At 76.5% G+C, this 19,803-nt stretch carries 14 protein-coding genes; 3 read left to right on the top strand and 11 right to left on the bottom strand.

Annotation, left to right across the window (positions count from 1 at the left end):
* Positions 1–318: 318 nt before the first annotated feature.
* Positions 319–3,090, bottom strand: coding sequence for a substrate-binding domain-containing protein (locus ACFVS0_RS06945; protein ID WP_430587528.1), 2,772 nt, complete (start codon positions 3,088–3,090; stop codon positions 319–321).
* Positions 3,091–3,170: 80 nt separating this feature from the next.
* Here ACFVS0_RS06945 and ACFVS0_RS06940 point away from each other — a divergent pair, with 80 nt between their 5' ends.
* Positions 3,171–4,274, top strand: coding sequence for a LacI family DNA-binding transcriptional regulator (locus ACFVS0_RS06940; protein WP_430587527.1), 1,104 nt, complete (start codon positions 3,171–3,173; stop codon positions 4,272–4,274).
* A 240-nt stretch (positions 4,275–4,514) separates the two neighbouring features.
* Positions 4,515–6,440, top strand: coding sequence for a glycoside hydrolase family 6 protein (locus tag ACFVS0_RS06935; protein ID WP_430587526.1), 1,926 nt, complete (start codon positions 4,515–4,517; stop codon positions 6,438–6,440).
* 114 nt (positions 6,441–6,554) lie between these two features.
* On the opposite strand, the gene ACFVS0_RS06930 is transcribed toward ACFVS0_RS06935, so the two are convergent.
* The 3 genes from ACFVS0_RS06930 to ACFVS0_RS06920 are packed head-to-tail and all read right to left on the bottom strand — an operon-like array spanning position 6,555 to position 10,877.
* Positions 6,555–7,058: an acyl-CoA thioesterase gene (locus tag ACFVS0_RS06930; RefSeq protein ID WP_430565187.1), complete on the bottom strand. Its 504-nt coding sequence runs from the start codon at positions 7,056–7,058 to the stop codon at positions 6,555–6,557.
* A 55-nt stretch (positions 7,059–7,113) separates the two neighbouring features.
* A complete protein-coding gene (locus ACFVS0_RS06925; RefSeq protein ID WP_430565186.1) occupies positions 7,114–8,868 on the bottom strand; it encodes a GTPase in 1,755 nt (584 codons plus the stop codon).
* Complete coding sequence (locus ACFVS0_RS06920) at positions 8,865–10,877, bottom strand: dynamin family protein (protein ID WP_430565185.1); 2,013 nt, start codon at positions 10,875–10,877, stop codon at positions 8,865–8,867. Before ACFVS0_RS06920 ends, ACFVS0_RS06925 begins: the two co-directional genes overlap by 4 nt.
* A 180-nt stretch (positions 10,878–11,057) precedes the next feature.
* Between ACFVS0_RS06920 and ACFVS0_RS06915 the strand changes: the two genes are divergently transcribed.
* Positions 11,058–11,321: a hypothetical protein gene (locus ACFVS0_RS06915; RefSeq protein ID WP_430565184.1), complete on the top strand. Its 264-nt coding sequence runs from the start codon at positions 11,058–11,060 to the stop codon at positions 11,319–11,321.
* A gap of 24 nt (positions 11,322–11,345) precedes the next feature.
* Here ACFVS0_RS06915 and ACFVS0_RS06910 read toward each other — a convergent pair whose 3' ends face one another.
* From ACFVS0_RS06910 to ACFVS0_RS06880, 7 genes are all read right to left on the bottom strand, one after another.
* The gene (locus ACFVS0_RS06910) at positions 11,346–12,305 is read right to left on the bottom strand and encodes an aminoglycoside phosphotransferase family protein (RefSeq protein WP_430587525.1); all 960 of its coding nucleotides are present in this window, start codon (positions 12,303–12,305) and stop codon (positions 11,346–11,348) included.
* A 122-nt stretch (positions 12,306–12,427) separates the two neighbouring features.
* Positions 12,428–14,110, bottom strand: a complete 1,683-nt coding sequence (gene ettA, locus ACFVS0_RS06905; protein WP_430549791.1) for an energy-dependent translational throttle protein EttA — start codon at positions 14,108–14,110, stop codon at positions 12,428–12,430.
* Positions 14,111–14,238: 128 nt separating this feature from the next.
* Positions 14,239–14,667, bottom strand: coding sequence for a single-stranded DNA-binding protein (locus ACFVS0_RS06900; protein ID WP_430549790.1), 429 nt, complete (start codon positions 14,665–14,667; stop codon positions 14,239–14,241).
* 48 nt (positions 14,668–14,715) lie between these two features.
* Positions 14,716–16,305 carry a GTPase gene (locus ACFVS0_RS06895; protein WP_430549789.1) on the bottom strand — a complete coding sequence of 530 codons (1,590 nt, stop codon included), beginning with the start codon at positions 16,303–16,305 and terminating at the stop codon, positions 14,716–14,718.
* The gene (locus tag ACFVS0_RS06890; RefSeq protein WP_430587524.1) at positions 16,302–17,978 is read right to left on the bottom strand and encodes a GTPase; all 1,677 of its coding nucleotides are present in this window, start codon (positions 17,976–17,978) and stop codon (positions 16,302–16,304) included. Before ACFVS0_RS06890 ends, ACFVS0_RS06895 begins: the two co-directional genes overlap by 4 nt.
* Positions 17,979–18,038: 60 nt before the next feature.
* Positions 18,039–18,905, bottom strand: coding sequence for an NAD(P)-dependent oxidoreductase (locus ACFVS0_RS06885; protein WP_430587523.1), 867 nt, complete (start codon positions 18,903–18,905; stop codon positions 18,039–18,041).
* Complete coding sequence (locus ACFVS0_RS06880; protein ID WP_430549786.1) at positions 18,902–19,798, bottom strand: NAD(P)-dependent oxidoreductase; 897 nt, start codon at positions 19,796–19,798, stop codon at positions 18,902–18,904. The genes ACFVS0_RS06885 and ACFVS0_RS06880 overlap by 4 nt, the downstream gene beginning before the upstream one ends.
* Positions 19,799–19,803: the final 5 nt, after the last annotated feature.

The raw sequence follows: 19,803 nt of genomic DNA, 5'->3' as shown, positions 1-19,803 counted from the left end.
CCGCCGCGGTCGGGCCGGCGGCGGCGAGCGCGGCCAGCGCCGCGAGCGCGGCGCCCGCGGCCACGACGCGTCGCGGCCGCCCGCCGGGGCGTGATCGGGCCGGACGTGATCGGGCGGCGCGTGGCTGTGGTGCGGGTGTGCGTGACGTGCGTGACGTGCGTGACGTGCGTGACGTGCGTGACATCGTGCGTGCACCTCTCATCGTCGGGAGGCTCGCCGCGCCCCGCGGTCCGCCGGCGGCGACGGGGGCGTCGAGCACCCCGAGGCTCGTCGCGGCTCCACGGCCCCGGCAACGCACGGAAACGTTTCAGGTGACGCTCAGGCGCGCCGGGCGGTCGGGGCCGCGCGACGGCGCGCCAGCCGGTCGCCCGCCCGCCGCAGCACCTCGATGGCGTCGCCGCCGCCCGCGGACCCGTCGTCGTGGGCGGGCTCGGGGTGGCTCGTGCCCGCGGCGTGCTCGACGACGGCCTGCGCCCCGAGCACCGCCCGCAGCCGGGCGAGGCGATCGCGGGCCGCGACGGCGTCCGCGCCGTCGAGCAGCACGACGACGTCGCGCGGCGCCGGCCCGTACGCGCAGTCGTCGGGCTCCAGCTCGCCGTGCAGGCGGCGCAGCGCCAGGGCGGTCGGCGGTGCGGGGAACCCGACGCCGAGGACCTGCCAGCCGTACGCCCCGACCCGGCGGGCGCGGGAGATCGCCCGCTCGAGCCGGTCGACGAACAGCTCGCGGGCCACGAGCCCGGTGCCGGGGTCGACCAGCACCCGCTCGCGCAGCTCGCTGCGGAACAGGGTCACCTCCGAGACCACGGCCATCGCCCCGACCATGCGCGCGGCGCGGCCCCCGGCGTCGTGCACCGTGACGGCACGGCAGCGCACCGTGACGTGGCGACCGTCGGCGACGCGGATCCGGTGCTCGACGTCCAGCGGCTGGTGCGACCCGGACAGCTGCGCGGCCACCGCGGACTGCACGCGGCGGACGTCGTCGGGATGCACGCGACCCAGCCACTCCTGCGGGTCGTCGCCGACGCCGGCCGGGTCGCACCCCACGATGCGGGCCCACGCGTCGGAGTAGCGCACGCGGCCCGCCTCGACGTCCCAGTCCCAGGTGCCGTCGTGGGACGCGATGGACACCAGCGCGGTCCGCTCGTGCCCGGCGGCGACCTCGAGCGCCAGCACCCGCTCGCGCTCCGCGGCCTCCGCCAGCTCCCGGCGCTGGGCCTGCAGGGCGCTGAGGGTGTCCTCCGCGTCGAGGGCCACGCCGAGCATGGCCGCCCAGTGGTTGTAGCGCGCCCGCGTGCTCGTGGCGCGGGTGTCGACGAGCCCGCTCACCACGAGCACGCCCCGGTCCGAGCTGCCGAAGCCCACGGGCACGACGACGGTCGGCGACGCCGGGTCCACGAGCTCGGGCGGAGGGAACTCCTGGGGCGGGTACGTCGCCCCGACCAGCCGTCGCGGGCCGGTCGCGCCCCCGCGCGCGCCCACCACCTGCAGCGCCCGCCCGCCCGGGACGTCGGCGTCGTCGACCCAGAGCGCGAGCGCCGCCACCCCGCCGTGGCCGCGCGGCAGCCAGTCGAGGCTGCGCAGGGCGTCGCCGTCCGCCCGCATCATCTCGAGGTCCACCTCGTACTGCTCGGCCAGCTCGCGCTCGAGCCGCCCGGCCCGGCCCAGGGTGCCCGCGACCGTCCCGCGCGCCAGCGCGACCACGACGTCGCGCACGGTCGTCTCCAGCGCCGTCCGGCGGGCGGCCGGCCCGAGCGCCGTCCCGCTCCGCGCGGCCTCCGCCCCGCCCTGACCCGAGAGGCGGCGCGCGGCCGCGCGCCGGTGGCTCCGGACGGTCCTCGCCGCCTCGACGTGCAGCGCGGGCACCAGCTGCTCGAGCGCGTCGGGCGACGGGCGCAGCCGGGCCGTCGCGTCGGCGAGCGCGCGCAGCGCCGGCGCCGGGGCACGCAGCCCGCGGTCCGCCGCCGCGGCCAGCACCTGCCGCACGGCGGCGACCCACACGTCCCGGCCGTGCTCGCGCGCGAGCACCACGGGAGCCACGTCGTCCAGGCCCGGGTCCGCGCCCGCCGTCGGGCCGGACGACGTGCCGGGCGCGGAGACGGACGCGCGGTCGAAGGTGCCGGACGGCAGGTCCGCACGCCCGTCGGGCTCCGGGCAGCCGCTCCGCCCCGTCACGACGACGTGCCCCCGCGCGCCCGCCTCGCAGCCGCAGGACTCGCGCAGCACCAGCGCCGAACGCCCGAGGCGGTGCTCCCCCGTCACCCGCTCGCCGGCGATCATCGCCAGCACGAGCTGGGCGGCGCGCTCACCGACCGCGTCGTGCAGCAGGTCCACGGTCGACAGCCGCGGGCGGATCCGCGCCCCGAGGTCGGAGTGGTCGATCCCGACCACGGCCTGCGCCTCCGGGAGCGGCAGGCCCTGGGCGCGCAGCCCGCGCATGAACCCGACGGCGTTCCGGTCGGTGGCGGCGAGGGTGGCCGTCGTCGGCAGCGTCCCGTCGCCCGCCTCCACCAGGCGCCGCGCGACGACCTGCGCCCCGGCCTCCTGGTTGTCGCGGGTGCGGTAGAGCCACTCGGCCCGGGGTTCGATGCCGTGCGCCAGGAGCGCGCCGCGGTACGCGTCGTACCGCTCGCGCGTGTCGGTCTGGTCCGCGGCGCCGAGGAAGCCGATGCGCCGGTGGCCGTGCGCGACGAGGTGGTCGACGACGGCCCGCGCCGCGCCGGAGTTGTCCGGACCGAGGCTCGGGGCCGAGACCCCCTCCACCGGGCCGACCCCGACGAGCACCAGGGGCGTGCCGGCGTCGTGGATGTCGCGCAGCGTGTCGTCCTCGAGCGCGCTCGTCACGACGATGAGTCCGTCGCACCGCGACCCGCCGACCAGCGTGCGCCGGCGCGGCACCGCCGGGAACTCGGCCCGGTCCAGGTCCGCCGGGTAGGTCTGCAGCGCCACCACCCGGTGCCGCCCGGCGCGCAGCACCCGGGCCGCACCCGCCAGCGCCCGCCCGAAGTAGTACCCCCCGAGCACGGGGCTGACCACCCCGATCGTCCGCGGGCCGCCGACGGGGCCCCTTCCCTGAGCACCGACCGTCGTCATCCGTACCACCGTCCTCGCCGTCGAGTACCGCGCACGTTCCCGGGTGCATTCTGCACCGATTCCCGGCACAGTGTGGGAGCGTGACCACGCCAAGCCGCACCGGGCCCGTGCCCGCCGTCGGCGCCCGACGCATCACCATCACCGACGTCGCGCGCGCCGCGGGCGTCTCGATCGCCGTCGTCTCCTACGCCCTCAACGGGCGCCCGGGGGTGTCCGACCGCACCCGGCGCCACGTGCTGCGCACCGCCGCGGACCTGGGCTGGCGCCCGAGCGCCGCCGCGCGCTCGCTGCGCTCCGCGCCCCACAGCGTCTCCGTCCAGGCGGTCGGCCCGGCGGACGCCGCGCGGGCCACCGCCGTCGCCCTCGGCCTGCGGTCGGCGCTCCAGGTGGGCGACGACGCGCCCGCCACCGACGTGGTCGTCGACGTGGCGCCCGACCGGGACGCCGCGGCCCGGGACCTCGAGCACGCGTGGACGGAGCGGCGCCACGCCGCGTTCGTCGTCGCGGGGCTCACGCGCGACGACCCGCGTGCCCGCGCCGCCCGTCACGGCGGCGTCCCCCTCGTGCCGCTCGCGCCGTCGCGCGCGGCGGGACCGTGCGCCGCGGCGGGCGCGGTCTGGTTCGCCGGGGACGCCGACGAGCGCGCCGCGCGCTACCTGCGCGAGCTCGGGCACGCCCGGCTCGCGCTCCTCGCACGGGACGCCCACGAGGACCGGTCGGCCGCCCTGCTCGACGCGCTCGACGCCCTCGACGAGGCGCAGGCGGGCCTCCGCTCGCGCGTCGCGGCCACGGTCGAGCGCGTCGAGTACCGCACCGTCGAGGACGCCGCGGCCGGCGCCGCGCGGCTGCTCGCCACCGAGGACCGCCCCACGGCCGTCGTCGCCGACGGCGACGTCGCGCTGCTCGCCGTGCTCGAGACGGCCAGGCAGCGCGGCCTGAGCGTGCCGTGGGACCTGTCCGTGCTGGTGCTCGAGGACTCCGCGGTCTGTCGCCTGGTGCATCCCGCCGCGACCGCGGTCGCCCGCCCGTGGGAGGAGCTCGGTGCCGCGGCCGCCGCCGCCGTGCGGCCCCTGCTGGGTGGCGGGGAGCCGACGACCACCGACGACCACGACGGACGAGCCGGTACCACGGTCCCCGTCGCCCGGCTCGTCATGCGGGGCTCCACGGCGCCCGCCCCCGCCTAAACGTTTCGCGCCCTGTCCCGTGGCGCCGGCCGTTGCCAGGTTGGGGTCGTCGGCGCCGACGGCCCGACGTCCGGTGTCCCGGGGCGGTTGCGCCCGCCACGACGGCCCGGGCACCTGACGATCCAGGAGGCTCCTGTGCGATCAGCTTGGGAACGGCGCAAGGGCGCGCCGCAACGGGGACGGCAACGGAGACTGCCACACGGCCGTGCCACCGCCACGACCGCCGCCGTCGCCGCGCTCGTGGCAGCGCCGCTGACGGCCGCCACCTCGGCGGGCGCGGCCGAACCCCGCGTCGACAACCCCTTCGCGGGCGCGGACCAGTACGTCAACGCGTACTGGTCCGACAACGTCACGGCCGCCGCGGAGCGTGCCGGCGGAGCCCTCGGCGACTCGATGCGCGCCATCGCGAACGAGCCGACGGCCGTCTGGATGGACCGGATCAGCGCCATCGAGGGCAACGCCGACGGCCCCGGCCTGCGGACGCACCTCGACGCGGCGCTCGCGCAGAAGCAGGGCGACACCCCGCTGGTCTTCAACGTCGTCATCTACGACCTGCCCGGGCGCGACTGCTACGCCCTGGCCTCGAACGGCGAGCTGCCCGCGACGGACGAGGGCATGGAGCGTTACGAGACCGAGTACATCGACGCCATCGTCGACGTCCTCGACGACCCGGCGTACGAGGACCTGCGGATCGTGGCGACCGTCGAGCCCGACTCGCTGCCGAACCTCGTCACCAACAGCAGCGAGCCGCTGTGCCAGCAGGCCGCGCCGTACTACCGCGAGGGCGTCGCCTACGCGCTCGACCGCCTGCACGACGTGGGCAACGTGTACAGCTACATCGACGCCGCGCACGCCGGCTGGCTCGGCTGGCCGAACAACGCGCAGCCCGCGGCCCAGCTCTTCGCCGACGTCGTGGGCAGCACCGAGGCGGGCTTCGACTCCGTGGCCGGATTCGTCACCAACACGGCGAACTCGACGCCCCTGGCGGAGCCGTTCCTCGAGGACGGGAACTTCGGCAGCGGCGGGTTCGTCCGCCAGGCGGAGTTCTACGAGTGGAACGCCGACTTCGACGAGACGGACTGGACCGCCCACCTGTACGACCTGCTCGTCGCCGAGGGCTTCCCCGCCTCGATCGGCATGCTCATCGACACCTCCCGCAACGGCTGGGGCGGCCCCGACCGGCCCGCCGCCGAGAGCACGTCGAGCGACCTCAACACCTACGTCGACGAGTCCCGCGTCGACCGCCGCAACCACCGCGGCGCCTGGTGCAACCCGTCCGGCGCGGGCATCGGCGAGCGGCCCCAGGCCACGCCCGCCGGCTACCCCGAGTCGCACCTCGACGCCTTCGTGTGGGTGAAGCCCCCGGGCGAGTCGGACGGGTCCTCGGAGGAGATCCCGAACGACGAGGGCAAGCACTTCGACCGGATGTGCGACCCGACGTTCAACTCGCCCAAGCTGGGCGGCCTCCTCACCGGCGCGCTCCCGGACGCGCCGCTGTCCGGCAAGTGGTTCGAGAGCCAGTTCCAGATGCTCGTGACCAACGCCTACCCGGCGATCGGCGACGGCGGCACCGACCCCGGCCCGGACCCGGACCCCGACACCACCGCGCCGAGCGTGCCGCAGGGCGTGACCGCCACCGCGGACGGGACGAGCGTGCAGGTGACCTGGTCGGCGTCGACGGACGACACGCGGGTCACGAGCTACGGCGTGCTGGTCGACGGCGAGGCCGCGACCACCTCCACGTCGACATCGGCCACGCTCACCGGCCTGGAGCCGGAGACGTCGTACGAGATCACGGTGACGGCGCGGGACGCGGCGGGGAACGTATCGGCGGCGTCGGCGCCGGTGAGCGTGACGACGGGTTCGGACGACGGCGGCCCGGACCCGACGGACGGGGCGTGCACGGCGGTGTACTCGACGACGAACTCGTGGTCGGGCGGGTACCAGGGCCAGATCGTGGTCACCGCGGGTGACGACGGCGCGCCGGGGTGGGCGGTGACCGCTCCGGCGGGGCTGTCCACCACGAACCTGTGGGGCGGCGTGCTGTCCGGCGGGACGATCACGGGGGCGGCGTGGAACGCCGACCTCGCCGCCGGGGCGCAGGCCACGGTGGGCTTCGTCGCCAACGGCGCCTCGCCGGCCGACGGGCCGCTGCCCTGCAGCTGACCGCGAGGTAGCACCGGATCGCCGAGGTAGGACGCGTCTCGCCGAGGTAGTGGACTGGGCCACGACCTCGGCGAGACTCGTCCTACCTCGGCCTGCTGAGCACGACCTCGTGCGTCAGCCGCGGCGCCGGAAGGCCACGGGGTCCTCGAGGTAGGCCTCCCAGGCCGCGCGCTCGACGTCGGCGATGCGCCGCGGCGCGCCCGTCGCGGCGTCGACGACGACGATCGTCGTGGCCGCCTTGACGTACGCCTTGCCGCCCGACGCCGGGCCCGTGCGGTCGAAGCCGCCGGGGACGCCGTCGTGCACCTCGTAGCAGACCTCCAGGCTCGCCCCGCCGATCCCGCCGATCCACATCTCCACCCGGACCGGGGTGCGGGAGAAGGCGAGCGGGCGCAGGTACTCGATCTGCTGCCCGGCGACGAGCGTGTGCGACGTGGCGTGCGGGCCCGTGTCGAGGACGGCGGTGGGCCACTCCTCGCCGTCCACGGCCTCCGGGTGCCGCCAGAACGCCGTGATGCGCGCGTCCTCCAGGAGGCGGAGCATCGCGACGTTGTTGACGTGCTGGTAGGCGTCGAGGTCCGACCAGCGCAGGGGGACGGGCACGTGCAGACGGGTCATGGCTCGCATCGTCGCACGCCGTCGGCCCCGGACCGGCATCGTCCCGGGACCGGCGTCAGCCGGCCGCGATCGCCGCCGCGGCGCGGCAGCGCGCGAGCGCGGCGAGCTCGTCCCCCACCGGCACGCGCACCAACCGGTCCGCCACGCCCGAGACGGACTCACGCAGGCGACGGCGCACCCGCGCCGCCCGGCGGCGCGCGCCCCACGCCGTGAAGACCCGCGCGACGAGCGCGAGCAGCAGGCCTGCCACCAGCCCCCCGATCGCCAGCAGGGTGGGCCACGGCACCTCGAGCACCCCGCCGCCGGAGCCCGTGAGGTCCACGGTGAGCACCGGCAGGATCAGCGGCGGCAGCCGGAAGTACTCCACCGCCGCCGCGGCGGCGAGCCACAGCAGCCCGACCACGGCCGCCGCCAGCAGCACCCACTGCACGGCACCCACCGCAGCCCACCAGCGCGGCCGCCGCGCCGCCTCCAGCCGGGTCCCGACGACCGCCTGGTCGAGGTCCCCGGGCAGCCGGTCGATCGCGTCCTGCGCCCGGCCGCGCGCCACCAGCACCCACGGGTCGGGCGCGCCCTCGGTGACCTCGTCGACGTACCGGCGGACCGCCGACGCCGACGCCGCACGCACGGCGGGGCGTGTCGTCGGCAGGGAGCTGCGCACCAGGTCGGGGCGCTCGGGTGCGCCGCCGCCCCCCGACCCACCGGTGGGCGACCCGCCCGCCCCGGGCCCTCCTGCGCCCCGCCGGAGCCCCAGCCGCCGCAGCGGGTCGCGCCGGAGCCGCGACACCCACCGGGTGACCGGCCAGCCCGTGGCCAGGTGCGCGTCCCGCCGGTGCGTGGCCGCCACCGCGTCCGCGACCGTGGGCACCCCCGCGGCGGCCTCGAGGGCATCCACCAGCGCGTCCGCGGCCCGCTCCCCCGCGTGCGACGCCGGGCTGGAACCGCACGCGTCCGCGATGCGCTGCGCGGCGGCGCGGGCGTCCGCGGCGAGCCGCGCGGTCGCCGCCTCGCGGCGCGCCGCCGCCTCGGCGAGCAGCCCCTTGAGCTGGTCCATCCCCCGCCCGGTCGCGGCCGACACGGCGAGCACCCGGGCGCCACCGAGCCCGTCGGCGGCGACCAGCCGGCGCAGGTCGGCGAGCATCGCGTCCGTCTCGGCGTCGGACAGCCGGTCGGTCTGGTTGAGCACCACGACCACGACCTCCGACCGGCCCGCCAAGGGGCGCAGGTACCGCTCGTGCAACGCCGCGTCGGCGTACTTCTGCGGATCCACCACCCACACCAGCAGGTCGGCCCGCTCCACCAGCCGCTCGGCCCGCACCCGGTGCTCCACGACCACCGAGTCGTGGTCGGGCAGGTCGAGCAGCACCAGCCCGGTCGAGATCCCCGCCGGGCCGCGCCTCCCCCGCAGGCGGGCGAGCCCGCGCCGGGGGCGAGCCGCACCGGGGCCCTCACCGGGGTCGTCGTCCGTCGGCGTCGGCATCTCCTGACGCCGCCGGACCTCCAGCCAGTCGAGCAGCGGCCCGGCGCCGTCGCCCCAGACCGCCGCCACCGCGTGGGACGTCGTGGGGCGGCGGACCCCGACGGTCGCGATCTCCGAGCCCGCGACGGCGTTGAGCACGCTCGACTTGCCGGAGCCGGTGGCGCCCGCGAGCGCCACGACGGTGTGCTCCGCGGAGAGGCCGCCGCGTTCGCGGGCGCGCTTCACGACGCCCCGGGCGTCGTCGAGCAGCTCGCGGTCGAGGCGGCCGCTCGCCGCCACGATCGCCGTCTCCAGCGCCCCGGTCCGGTCCGCGAGGTCGATCCGGCTCACCGGTCCCCCTCCTCGCCCCGGGATCGGGACCGGCGGCGCGACCACCAGCCGCCCCGGCGGGCGGGGACGCCCTCCTCGGGGACCGGCGCGTCGTCGGTCCCGGGCGGCGCCTCGGGCGGGCGGAAGGTGCCCGCGCCGCGCAGCAGGCCGCCGCTCCACGGGCGGGTGACGCCCTCCTGCGGCACGGCCCGGGCCGCCCGCTCGGCGCGGGCGGCCGCGGCGACCCGGTGGGCCGCGTCCCGGACGCCGTCGGCCCCGGTCTGCTGCGTGCCCAGCGCGTCGAGCTGCGCCGTGTACCGGGCTGCCTGCCCGCGCAGCACCGCGCCGACGCGGCCGTTGAGCCGCTCCTTGGCCTGGGCGGCCAGCCGGCGCACGGCCTCGTCGCCGAACACGGCCTCGAGCAGCTTCTGCGCGACGATCGCCGTGCCGCCGGCGATGCCGATCTCGGCACCCGTGAGCCCGGCCGTCGAGGCGAAGACGATGACCATGAGGCTGACGCCGAGCGCGTTCACGCCGAAGGACACCGCGCGGGCGGTGCCGCGGCGCGACGCGCCCTGCTCGCGCACGAGCCCGAGCACGTCCTCCTGCCAGCCGCGGATCTGCTCCGCCACCTCGGTGCGCAGGGCCGCCGGGACGCGGGCCAGGTCGAGGCCGTCCAGGAGCGCCGCGCCCGCGCCGTCGCCCCGCCAGGCCGCGAACGTGCGCTCGGCGGCCTGTTCCGCCGCGTCGAGGATCACCGACTCCAGCCCGTGCGCGATGGCCTGCTCCACCTGCGGCGCCTCCTTCGGGCGGCCGCGGAAGAACCGGGCGACGGCGTCCCGCACGCGCCCCACGCCCGCCTCGACGGACCGGAAGAACTCCCCCGTCCCGACGAAGTCCTGCCAGCGGGCCAGCACCTCGCCGCGCAGCAGCGCGCCGTCCGACGTCGCCGTCTCCACCTGCTCCAGCGCCTCCGCGTGGTACCGCCGGACGGCGTCGCGCAGCCGGGCGTCGGCCACCTCCTGGCCGTCCGCGGTCTCCGCGAGGGCGACGGCGCGCCGCACGAGGTCGTCCACCACGCCGTCCCGGGTGGCGGCGATCACCCGCGCCCGCGCCTCCGGGTCGCCGCCCAGCCCGGACAGCCACGTCGCGACCTCCGCGACCGCGGCCTCCGGCAGGAGACCGTCCACCAGGGCCCCGGGCCCCTGCTCGGCGGCCTCGCCGAGCACGAAGACGCGGGCGTCGCCCAGGCCGTGCTCCACCGTCATGCGGCGCAGGTCGTCGGCCACGACCTCCGCACCCGGGTCCACGCGGTCGAGCACGATGGCGACCTGCGCGCGGCGGCGCGCGGCCTGGCCCAGCAGGTCCCACGGCACGGCGTCGGCGTACCGGGCCGCCGTCGTGACGAAGAGCCACAGGTCGGCCGCGCCCAGGAGCTGCGCGGACAGCTCGCGGTTGGCGGTCTCCACGGAGTCGATGTCGGGGGCGTCGAGCAGGGCGAGACCCTGCGGCAGCGCCTCGCTCGCGACCAGCCGCAGCGCCGCGGCTCCCTCCGCCGCCGTCCGCGCCCTGTCGGAGCCCTGGTGCTCCCCGGCCGTCCCGGCGTCCGGAACCTGGCCCGAGGACGACACGCGCGCCAGCCCGGGCAGCACGCGGTCGGTGGTGAACCACCGCGCGTCGAGGGGGTGGTGCACCAGGACGGGCGCGCGCGTGGTGGGGCGCAGCACCCCCGGCGCGGACACCGGCTCCCCGAGCAGCGAGTTGACCAGGGTGGACTTCCCCGCGCCCGTCGACCCGCCGACCACGACCAGCAGCGGCGCCCGCTCGGCCCGCAGCCTCGGCAGCAGGTAGTCGTCGAGCTGGTCGACGGCCTGGTGCAGGTCGGCCCGCGCCGCACCCACGCCGGGAGTCTCCAGCGGCAGGCGCAGGGCGCCCAGCCGGGAGCGCAGCGTCTCGAGCGCGTCGACCAGCTCCCGGGCCGCCGCGTCGTCCCTCGGGTCGGGGGCGGCGGTCGTGTCCGGGTCGGTCATGTGCCCAGTCTGCCCATCAGGGACGATCCGTGCAGAGCCGACCTGTGAGATGGCGCACCCGACCGACCCGAACCACGCGATCCGCGGTGCCATGGGAGGGCACGACGGCGTGCCGCGCGCGCCGGCCCACGGACCCGCCGCCAGGAGGCACCGGGGCTCGACCCGACCAAGGTCAGCCAGGTGCCGCGCTGGCGCGAGACCGAGGGCGTCTACACCGAGCTGGAGCGCGACGTCATGGCGTACGCCGAGGCCATGACCGCGACACCGCCCACCGTCACCGACGACATGGTCGCCGCGCTCGTGGCCCGCCTCGGCTCCGCCGCGACGGTGGAGCTCACCGCGATGGTCGCCGTCGAGAACCTGCGGTCGCGCTCGTTCTCCGCGGCGGGCGTGCGGAGCCAGGGGTACTCCGACGTCTGCGAGCTGCCGCTCGCGTCGTCCTGACGCGCGCTCGTGACGTCAGGCCCGTCAGGCCAGACGACGGCGCAGCCACGCGACGCACGCCTCGCCCTGGGCGCGCTGGAACGCCCGCAGGTGCGGGATGCCCGGGACCGGCGGCTGCAGCGACGAGTGCACGAAGTACCCGGTGAGCGCGACGAGGTAGGCCGTCACCGCGTCCTCGTCGGTCCCCGACGGCAGCGGGCGCAGCCGCAGTGCCCCCTCCGGCGTCGGCCCGCCCTCGACCTGCACGGCCGGCAGCATGCCCACCAGGTCGCAGAACGCCGCGCCCCGCCCCGGGTACGCCCAGTCGACGGCGACCGCGCGCAGCCCGCTCGCGCCACCAGGCCCGCGCTCGACGAGCACCGCGTTGTCGCCGCGCAGGTCGCCGTGGACGAGCCGGTCGCCGGCGACGGCCGCCGGCGCCTCGAGCTCGAGCGCCGCGAGCCGGTCCAGGTGCTCCGCGAGCCACGGGTCGTACGACGCGAGGCCCGCCGGCCGCTCCGCCGCGAGCCGCCCGGTGAGCTGCGCGGGCAGCTCGGCGGCGAACTCCGGCAGCACGCCCGCCGCGGCCTCCTGCTCCCCCACCTCCGCGGCGAGGTCGAGCACGGCACGCAGCTCGTCCTCCCGCCACGGTTGCGCGGGCGCGCGGCCCTCGACGGCGTCGAAGGCCAGCGCCACCCACTCGTGCCCGTCGGCGACCTCGGTCGTCCAGCGCAGGCGTGGTGCGGGCACGGCCTCGCCGAGCGCCGCCGCACGCTCCGCCTCCTGGCGGTACAGCCGGACCGTGAACTCGTGCTCCGTCGACACCGCCTTGACGAACACCGTGCCGCGGTCGGTGCGCAGCGTGGACGCCAGTCCCTGGGAGTAGCCGCCGTCGTGGCTGGTCCACCCCGTCACGGACGCCCCCAGCCGCGCCTCGATCCCCGCGCGCACGGCGGCGGGCAGGTCGGGCCAGGTGGGGCGGGTGCGGGTGGTCGTCACGGTCATCGCAGGAGTATCGCCGACGAGCGGTCCCGCGCCCCACGCATTTCCCCGGACAGCGCGACGCCCCCGACACCACGGGGTGCCGAGGGCGTCGCGCTGGTCGTGCGGGCGCGGAGCCCGCGCGCTCAGTCGCGCGTGAGCTTGCGGTACGTCACGCGGTGCGGGCGCGCGGCGTCCGCGCCCAGGCGCTCGACCTTGTTCTCCTCGTACGAGGCGAAGTTGCCCTCGAACCAGTACCAGTTCGCCGGGTCCTCCTCCGTGCCCTCGTACGCGAGGATGTGCGTCGCGACGCGGTCGAGGAACCACCGGTCGTGGGAGACCACGACGGCGCAGCCCGGGAACTCGAGCAGCGCGTTCTCCAGCGAGCCGAGGGTCTCGACGTCGAGGTCGTTGGTGGGCTCGTCGAGCAGCAGCAGGTTGCCGCCCTGCTTGAGGGTCAGCGCCAGGTTGAGGCGGTTGCGCTCACCACCGGACAGCACGCCCGCGGGCTTCTGCTGGTCCGGCCCCTTGAAGCCGAACGACGCCACGTAGGCGCGCGACGGGATCTCGACGTTGCCGACCTTGATGAAGTCGAGCCCGTCGGAGACGACCTCCCACAGCGTCTTCTTCGGGTCGATGCCGCCGCGCGACTGGTCGACGTAGGAGATCTTGACGGTCTCGCCGACCTTGAGGTCGCCGCCGTCGAGCGGCTCCAGGCCGACGATCGTCTTGAACAGCGTGGTCTTGCCGACGCCGTTCGGGCCGATGACGCCGACGATGCCGTTGCGCGGCAGCGTGAAGCTCAGGCCGTCGATGAGCTGGCGGCCGTCGAAGCCCTTCTGCAGGTTGCTGGCCTCGAGGACGACGCTGCCCAGGCGCGGGCCCGCGGGGATCTGGATCTCCTCGAAGTCGAGCTTCCGCGTCCGCTCCGCCTCCGCGGCCATCTCCTCGTAGCGGGCCAGGCGCGCCTTCGACTTCGTCTGACGGCCCTTCGCGTTGGAGCGCACCCAGTCCAGCTCGTCCTTGAGGCGCTTGGCGAGCTTGGCGTCCTTCTTGCCCTGCACCTCGAGGCGGGCCTGCTTCTTCTCCAGGTAGGTGGAGTAGTTGCCCTCGTACGGGTAGAGGCGGCCGCGGTCGACCTCGCAGATCCACTCCGCGACGTGGTCGAGGAAGTACCGGTCGTGCGTGACGGCGAGGACGGCGCCCGGGTAGGAGGCCAGGTGCTGCTCGAGCCACAGCACCGACTCGGCGTCGAGGTGGTTGGTGGGCTCGTCGAGCAGCAGCAGGTCCGGCTTCTCCAGCAGCAGCTTGCACAGCGCCACGCGGCGTCGCTCACCACCGGAGAGCACCTTCACGTCGGCGTCCGGCGGCGGGCAGCGCAGGGCGTCCATCGCCTGCTCGAGCTGGGAGTCGAGGTCCCACGCGTCGGCGGCGTCGATGTCCTCCTGGAGCGTGCCCATCTCGGCCAGCAGGGTGTCGAAGTCGGCGTCGGGCTCCGCCATGAGGGCGGAGATCTCGTTAAACCGGTCGATCTTCGCCTTGAGCGGGCCGACCGCCTCCTCGACGTTCCCGAGCACGGTCTTGTCCTCGTTGAGCGGCGGCTCCTGCATGAGGATGCCGACCGTGTACCCCGGGGAGAGGCGCGCCTCACCGTTCGACGGCTGCTCGAGGCCCGCCATGATCTTGAGGATCGTCGACTTCCCGGCGCCGTTGGGGCCGACGACGCCGATCTTGGCGCCGGGCAGGAAGTTCAGCGAGACGTCGTCGAGGATGACCTTGTCGCCGTGCGCCTTGCGCGCCTTGTACATGGAGTAGATGAACTCAGCCACTGGCTCTGCTTCCACCGTTCGATCGCGCGGCGAACCCGAGGGATCGGGTCCGAGAGGTTCGAGGCTCCAGCGGGCAGGCTGGAGGACCGGCATGGCGGCCGGTCCACCAGCCTACGCGACCTCGGGCCTCACACGCCGACCGGCACCGGCTCGGGCTGCCGATCGGGCTCCGGCACGTCCTCGGGATCCGTCCGGTCGACCACGCGCGTGAACCGCGCCAGCCCGCGGGTGACGTCGGGGCCTACACCGTGCGCGTCGAGGACCAGCTGCCAGCGGTCCTTGCCGTCCTTGTCCGTCCACTCCTCGGTGGACAGCCGGCCCGTGACGACCACGGGGTCGCCCTGCGCCAGCGACTCCGCCACGTTGCGGGCCCCGGCGCGGAAGGACTTCACCGTGAACCACAGCGTCTGGCCGTCGGACCACTCACCGCTGCGCGGGTCGCGCACACGCCGCGTGCTCGCCACGCGGAAGGTGGTCCACTCGACGCCGCCGTCGGACCGGTGCAGCGTCGGCTTCGTCCCGACGAACCCGTTCACCGTGATGCTGACCTCGTTCATGCGCTCCTCCTGGGTCCGCCGCCGGCAGGCGCCGACGGGCCCCCAGGATCAGTCGCCCGAGGCCCGGTGCGCCCCCGCCTTCGGCGTGGCTGTGGACGACGGCGCCAGCTCGGAACCTGTGGGCAGCTTCAGGGACCCGGTGAGCGGCTGCGACGTCGGCAGCTCGGTGGCCGCCTGCGCGAGCTCGCGCACCCGGCGGTGCTCGTGGAGCAGCTTCTGCGTCGGCTCACCGAGCCCCTCGGCCAGCACGCGCTCGAGGGCCGCCCGGCCCGCGGACGCCACGGCCTGCTCGCGCTTGCGCGCCAGCGTGCGCCGCGATGCCGTGCCCGCGAACGCCACCACCACGGCGGCCACGGCCAGGACGCCGGCCACTGCGAGCACCACGGCCGGCCAGGGCGAGGCGAGGTCGAGCACGCCCGTGAGTGCGAGGGCTCCCACGACCGCCGCGACCACCGCGACGGCGCCGAGCACCCACGCCGTGCGGCGCAGCGCGCGGGCCGCCGACGGGCCCCGCGTGTCGAGCGCGACGCCGCGCAGCGCGCCCGCCACCGACGTGCGCAGCTGGTCCGCCCCCGCCACCGAGGAGGCGAGCGACCGCTGCCACCCCGGCCGCAGCGACGCGCCCGCCCGGGTCAGCCAGCGGGCCCGCGAGAGCGCGACGGCGTCCCGGTCCGGTGGCGGCACCTCGGGCCGGCCGTAGCCGTTGCGCACCGCGTTGCCGACCTGGCTCGCGACCGCGGCCAGCCCCGTCGCGGCCACCAGCGCGTCCAGCTCGCGCTCGACGGCGGGGCCCATCTGCCACGGCACCTCCGCCGGGGTCTGGGCCAGCAGCAGCCGCGCCGCGACGTCCAGCTCGGCGGCCGCGCGACCCGCCGCGACCGACCGCCGCGCGCACGCCTCCTCCAGCAGGCCCCGGACGCGGTCGATCCCCTCGCCCGTCCTCGCGGACACCCCCTGCACGTACACGCCGGTCAGGCCGTCGTCCTCGAGCAGTCGCGCCAGGTCGGCCAGCAGGTTCTCCCGCTGCGCGTCCGGCACCGTGTCCACCTGGTTGAGCAGCACCACCATCGACGACTCGGAGCCCACGGAGTCCCGCAGGTACCCCGAGTGCAGCGCGTCGTCCGCGTACTTCTGCGGGTCCACGACCCAGACCAGCAGGTCCACGAGCGGCAGCACGCGGTCCACGACCTCGCGGTGCGCGGGCTCGACGGAGTCGTGGTCGGGCAGGTCGAGCAGCACCAGCCCGGCGAGCTTCTCCTCGTCCCCGCCGTCGAGCTCCCCGCCCTGGGTGATGCGCCGCTCGCGGTCCACGCCCACCCAGTCCAGCAGCGCCTCCGCGCCGTCCGACCAGGAGCACGCCGTGACGCGCGCCGTCGTCGGCCGCTTCACGCCCACGTCGGCGAAGCTCAGCCGCGACACCTTGTTGAACAGGCTGGACTTGCCCGAGCCCGTGCCTCCGGCGAACGCCACGACCGTGTGGTCGACGCCGAGCGCGAGCCGCTCCCGCACGCCCTCGACCGCGGCGGACACGCGCCGCGATGTGGCGTCGTCCAGCCGCGGCCCGGCGATCTCGAGCGCCTGCGCGAGGTCCTCGGTGCGGGCGCGCAGCGTCGCGTCATGGGACGGGCTCTCGGTCATGTCAGCCTCCTGAGCTCGGCGAGCCGCACGCGCAGCCCCGCGGCCGCGTCGTCGGCGGGTTCGGACGGACCGAGGTCGTCCAGCACGGCCTGCACCTCGGCGTCGACGACGGCGGCCGCGCGGTCGCCGAGGTCGTCGCGCAGGGTGGCGACGGGCTGGGCGGCCAGGTCTCCCAGGACGCGCTCCAGCAGGCGGTCGGCGTCGCCGCTGCCCGCGGCGGAGGCGAGGAACAGAGTGGCGAGCCCGCGCGCCCCGAACGCCTTGACGGCGGCCTCGACCCGGGCGCCCGACGCGGCGTCGCCGGTGAGCTCCCCGACCAGCTCGGAGACCACGGCGTCGGCCCGGTCGGCCCACTGCGCGACCCGACCCGGCACGTCGGCCTCGCGGGCCGCCGTGCGGGCCGCGCCGTCGGGGGCGACGGCCTCGCCGCCGGCGGGAGCGCCCGGGCCGGCGAGGACGGCGCGCAGCCGCTCCTCGACCCGGGCTCCGGACGCCGCCAGGGTGCGCGTGGCGGCGTCGACGACGTCGGACCGGAGGCCCTCGAGCGCGGCCTCGCGGGCGCGGCCCGCGCGGCGCGTGCTGCGCGCCCGGTCGCCGCGGACCTTGACGCGGTCGACGCCGACGGTGCCGGACAGCTCCCGCCAGCGCGCCTCGACCGACGCCCCGGCGACGACACCGGCCGCCACCGCGTCGCGGGCGAGCTGCTCCGCCGCGGGGATCTCCTCCGTGACCCGGCGGCGCAGCACGTGCACGGCCTCCTGCTGCGCGTCGATCGCGTCCGCGAGCGACGTCACCCAGCCGGGCAGCGCGCCCAGCGCGCCCTTCAGGGTGCGCACGACGACGGCGCGCGAGCGGTCCGGTCCGGCGAGCATGGTGAGCCAGCGCCGCACCGGCTGCACGACCGACGGGTCGAGCAGCCCCTCGTGCGGGCCGACGTCGGGGACGACGAACAGCGGGACGTCGGTCATGCCGTGCTCGCGCAGGCGCTGCAGCAGGTCGCCGCGCACCGTGGTCAGCGTCTCCTTCGGCACCCGGTTGAGCACCATCGCCACCGACGCCCCGCGCTCCGTGGCGCGGGCCAGCGCCTGCCACGGCAGCGCGTCGCCGTAGCGCGCGGCCGTGGTGACGAAGAGCCACAGGTCGGCGGCCTCGAGCAGCTGCTGCGCCGTCGAGCGGTTCTGCTGCACGAACGAGTCCAGGTCGGGCGCGTCCAGCAGGGCCGTCCCGCGCGGCACGCCCTCGTGCTGCACCACGCGCGACAGGTCCGTGACGGGTCCGGCCGACATGACGTCGGTGTCCGCGGGGTGGTGGGCGAGGACCGGCTCGCGCGTCGTGGGGCGCAGCACGCCCGCCTCGGAGACGGCCTCCCCCAGCAGCGAGTTGTACAGCGTGGACTTGCCCGCGCCCGTCGACCCGGCGACGACGACGACCGCCGGCGACGACAGCTCCTTGAGGCGCGGCAGCAGGTGCTCGTCGAGCTGGGCGAGCAGCCGGTCGCGGGAGGCCGCCGCCTCCTGCGCCCCGTCGATCGGGAGGGGGAGCTCGACCGCCGCGACGTCACGACGCAGGTCGCGGGCGACGTCGTGGACGGTGACGCCGATCTCCTCGCCAGCCCCGGCGTCCTTCCTGCTCGCGGCACGGCGCGAAGCACGGGTCTCCAGGGAAGGTGTCACGGGCACATCCTTCCCGCTGGCGCGTTCCGTGCCAAACGCGCGCGCCGGTCGCCGGCGGGTTCAGCGGCGGCGCAGGCTCTCGTAGATGCGCGCGAAGTCCTCCGCGCCGTGCCCCGCGTCGACCTGGCGCCGGCGCAGCTCCTCCACCATCGCGATCGGCGCGGGGTCCACGCCCTGCTCCTCGCTCGCGCGCACCAGGTGCCCGAGGTCGGACCAGTCCAGGCTCTGCACGGGCGCGGAGTAGTCGCCGCCGTCGATCACCGCCGCGTCGAGCGCGAACGCCTCGGTCATCGCGGCGAGGAAGGGCGCCGCACGCCGCGCGAAGCCGGTGGCGTCCACACCGTCGGCACCGACCATCGCGGCGCCGTGCAGGAACCCCGCGAACATCGTGTACATCCCGGACAGCATCGCGAGGTCCAGCAGCGACGCCCGTCCTGGGTCCGCGCCCTCGAAGGTGCTCGTCGCCCAGCGGTCCAGGACGCCGCGCGTCTCGCGGAACACGCCCTCGTCGCCGCTGTACAGGATCTCCGCGCCGGGGCGGCCGATCATCGGCGGGGTCGCCATGATCGCGCCGTCGAGGTAGCGCACCCCGTGGTCGGACGCCCAGGAGGCGACCGCACGGGCCTCGTTCGGGGTGGTCGTGGTCAGGTTGACCACGACGCGACCACGCAGCTGCTCGGCGAGCGGCTCGAGCGTCTCGTGCACCGACGCGTGGTCGTAGAGGCAGACGACGACGGTCGGCGCCGCGAGGACGGCGTCCCGGGCGTCGGGGGCGCGGCGGGCGCCGCGCCCCACGAGCTCCGTGTCCCGGCCGGGCGACCGGTTCCACACCGTCACCTCGTGACCGGCCTCCAGCAGCGCCGCGGCGAGCTCGCGTCCCATGACGCCGAGCCCGAGCAGCGCGACCGGCTCCGTCCCGCGGCTCATCGCGGGTCCCGGATGCCGTCGACGATGCGGGTCCAGCCGTCGGCCCCGTGCCCCGCGTCGATCGCGCGGCGGTAGTGCTCCTGCACCGCCCGTGGCAGGCCGACGTCGATCCCGGCCGCCGCACTGGCGGCGACCAGGTGGTCGGCGGTGGCGCCCATCATGGTCGCCGTGCTCAGGTCGCCCGGGTGCCGCCCGGCGTCGATCTGCGCACCGGTGCTCTCCCGCCCGCCCTCTCCTGCCGCGAGCATCGCCGGGATGTCGGTCAGCGTCGTCAGCGCCTCGGGGAGGAAGTCCCGTGCCGGGATGCCGGCGCTGCCCACCAGGGCGGTGGCGTGCATGAGGGCGGACAGCGCCGTGAGGAAGACGTCGAGCTGCGCCTGGTACATGAGCTGCGCCAGCCCGGGGTCCGCGCCGACGTACCGCGGCGCCGCGAGCTCCGCCAGCACCTCGCGATGACGGTCGAACACGTCCCGGGGGCCCGAGTAGTACGCGTACGCGTCGTCGGTGCCGACCGTCGGAGCGGGGCTCATCACTCCCCCGGTGAGGAACGCCGCACCGTGCGCGGACGCCCACGCCGCGGCCTCGCGGGTGCGCTCCGGGGTGTCCGAGCTCAGGTTCACCAGCGTGCGGCCGTCGAGCGCGTCGGTCGCGCCGTCGAGGATCGCGTCCATCGCCGCGTAGTCGGTGAGGCTGAGCAGGACGAGCTCCGCCGCCTCCAGCGCCGCACGCGGCGTGGGGGCGAGGAGCGCGCCGTCGGCGACCACGTGGTCGGCGCGGGAGGCCGTGCGGTTCCAGACGGTGACGGGGTGGCCGGCGGTCAGGAGGCTGCGGACCATCGCCTGCCCCATCGGGCCGAGGCCGATGACCGTGACCGGTGCGTGCTGTGCAGTCATGCGCG

The organism is Isoptericola sp. NPDC058082 (assembly GCF_042885055.1).
GTDB lineage: Bacteria > Actinomycetota > Actinomycetes > Actinomycetales > Cellulomonadaceae > Isoptericola.
This window is presented reverse-complemented; position numbering and strand designations above follow the sequence as displayed.

Excerpts from the sequence above, each read along its gene's own strand:
- ACFVS0_RS06945 (WP_430587528.1), bottom strand. The coding sequence starts at position 3,090 with ATGACGACGGTCGGTGCTCAGGGAAGGGGCCCCGTCGGCGGCCCGCGG.
- ACFVS0_RS06930 (WP_430565187.1), bottom strand. The coding sequence starts at position 7,058 with ATGACCCGTCTGCACGTGCCCGTCCCCCTGCGCTGGTCGGACCTCGAC.
- ACFVS0_RS06920 (WP_430565185.1), bottom strand. The coding sequence starts at position 10,877 with ATGACCGACCCGGACACGACCGCCGCCCCCGACCCGAGGGACGACGCG.
- ACFVS0_RS06910 (WP_430587525.1), bottom strand. The coding sequence starts at position 12,305 with ATGACCGTGACGACCACCCGCACCCGCCCCACCTGGCCCGACCTGCCC.
- ACFVS0_RS06900 (WP_430549790.1), bottom strand. The coding sequence starts at position 14,667 with ATGAACGAGGTCAGCATCACGGTGAACGGGTTCGTCGGGACGAAGCCG.
- ACFVS0_RS06895 (WP_430549789.1), bottom strand. The coding sequence starts at position 16,305 with ATGACCGAGAGCCCGTCCCATGACGCGACGCTGCGCGCCCGCACCGAG.
- ACFVS0_RS06885 (WP_430587523.1), bottom strand. The coding sequence starts at position 18,905 with ATGAGCCGCGGGACGGAGCCGGTCGCGCTGCTCGGGCTCGGCGTCATG.
- ACFVS0_RS06880 (WP_430549786.1), bottom strand. The coding sequence starts at position 19,798 with ATGACTGCACAGCACGCACCGGTCACGGTCATCGGCCTCGGCCCGATG.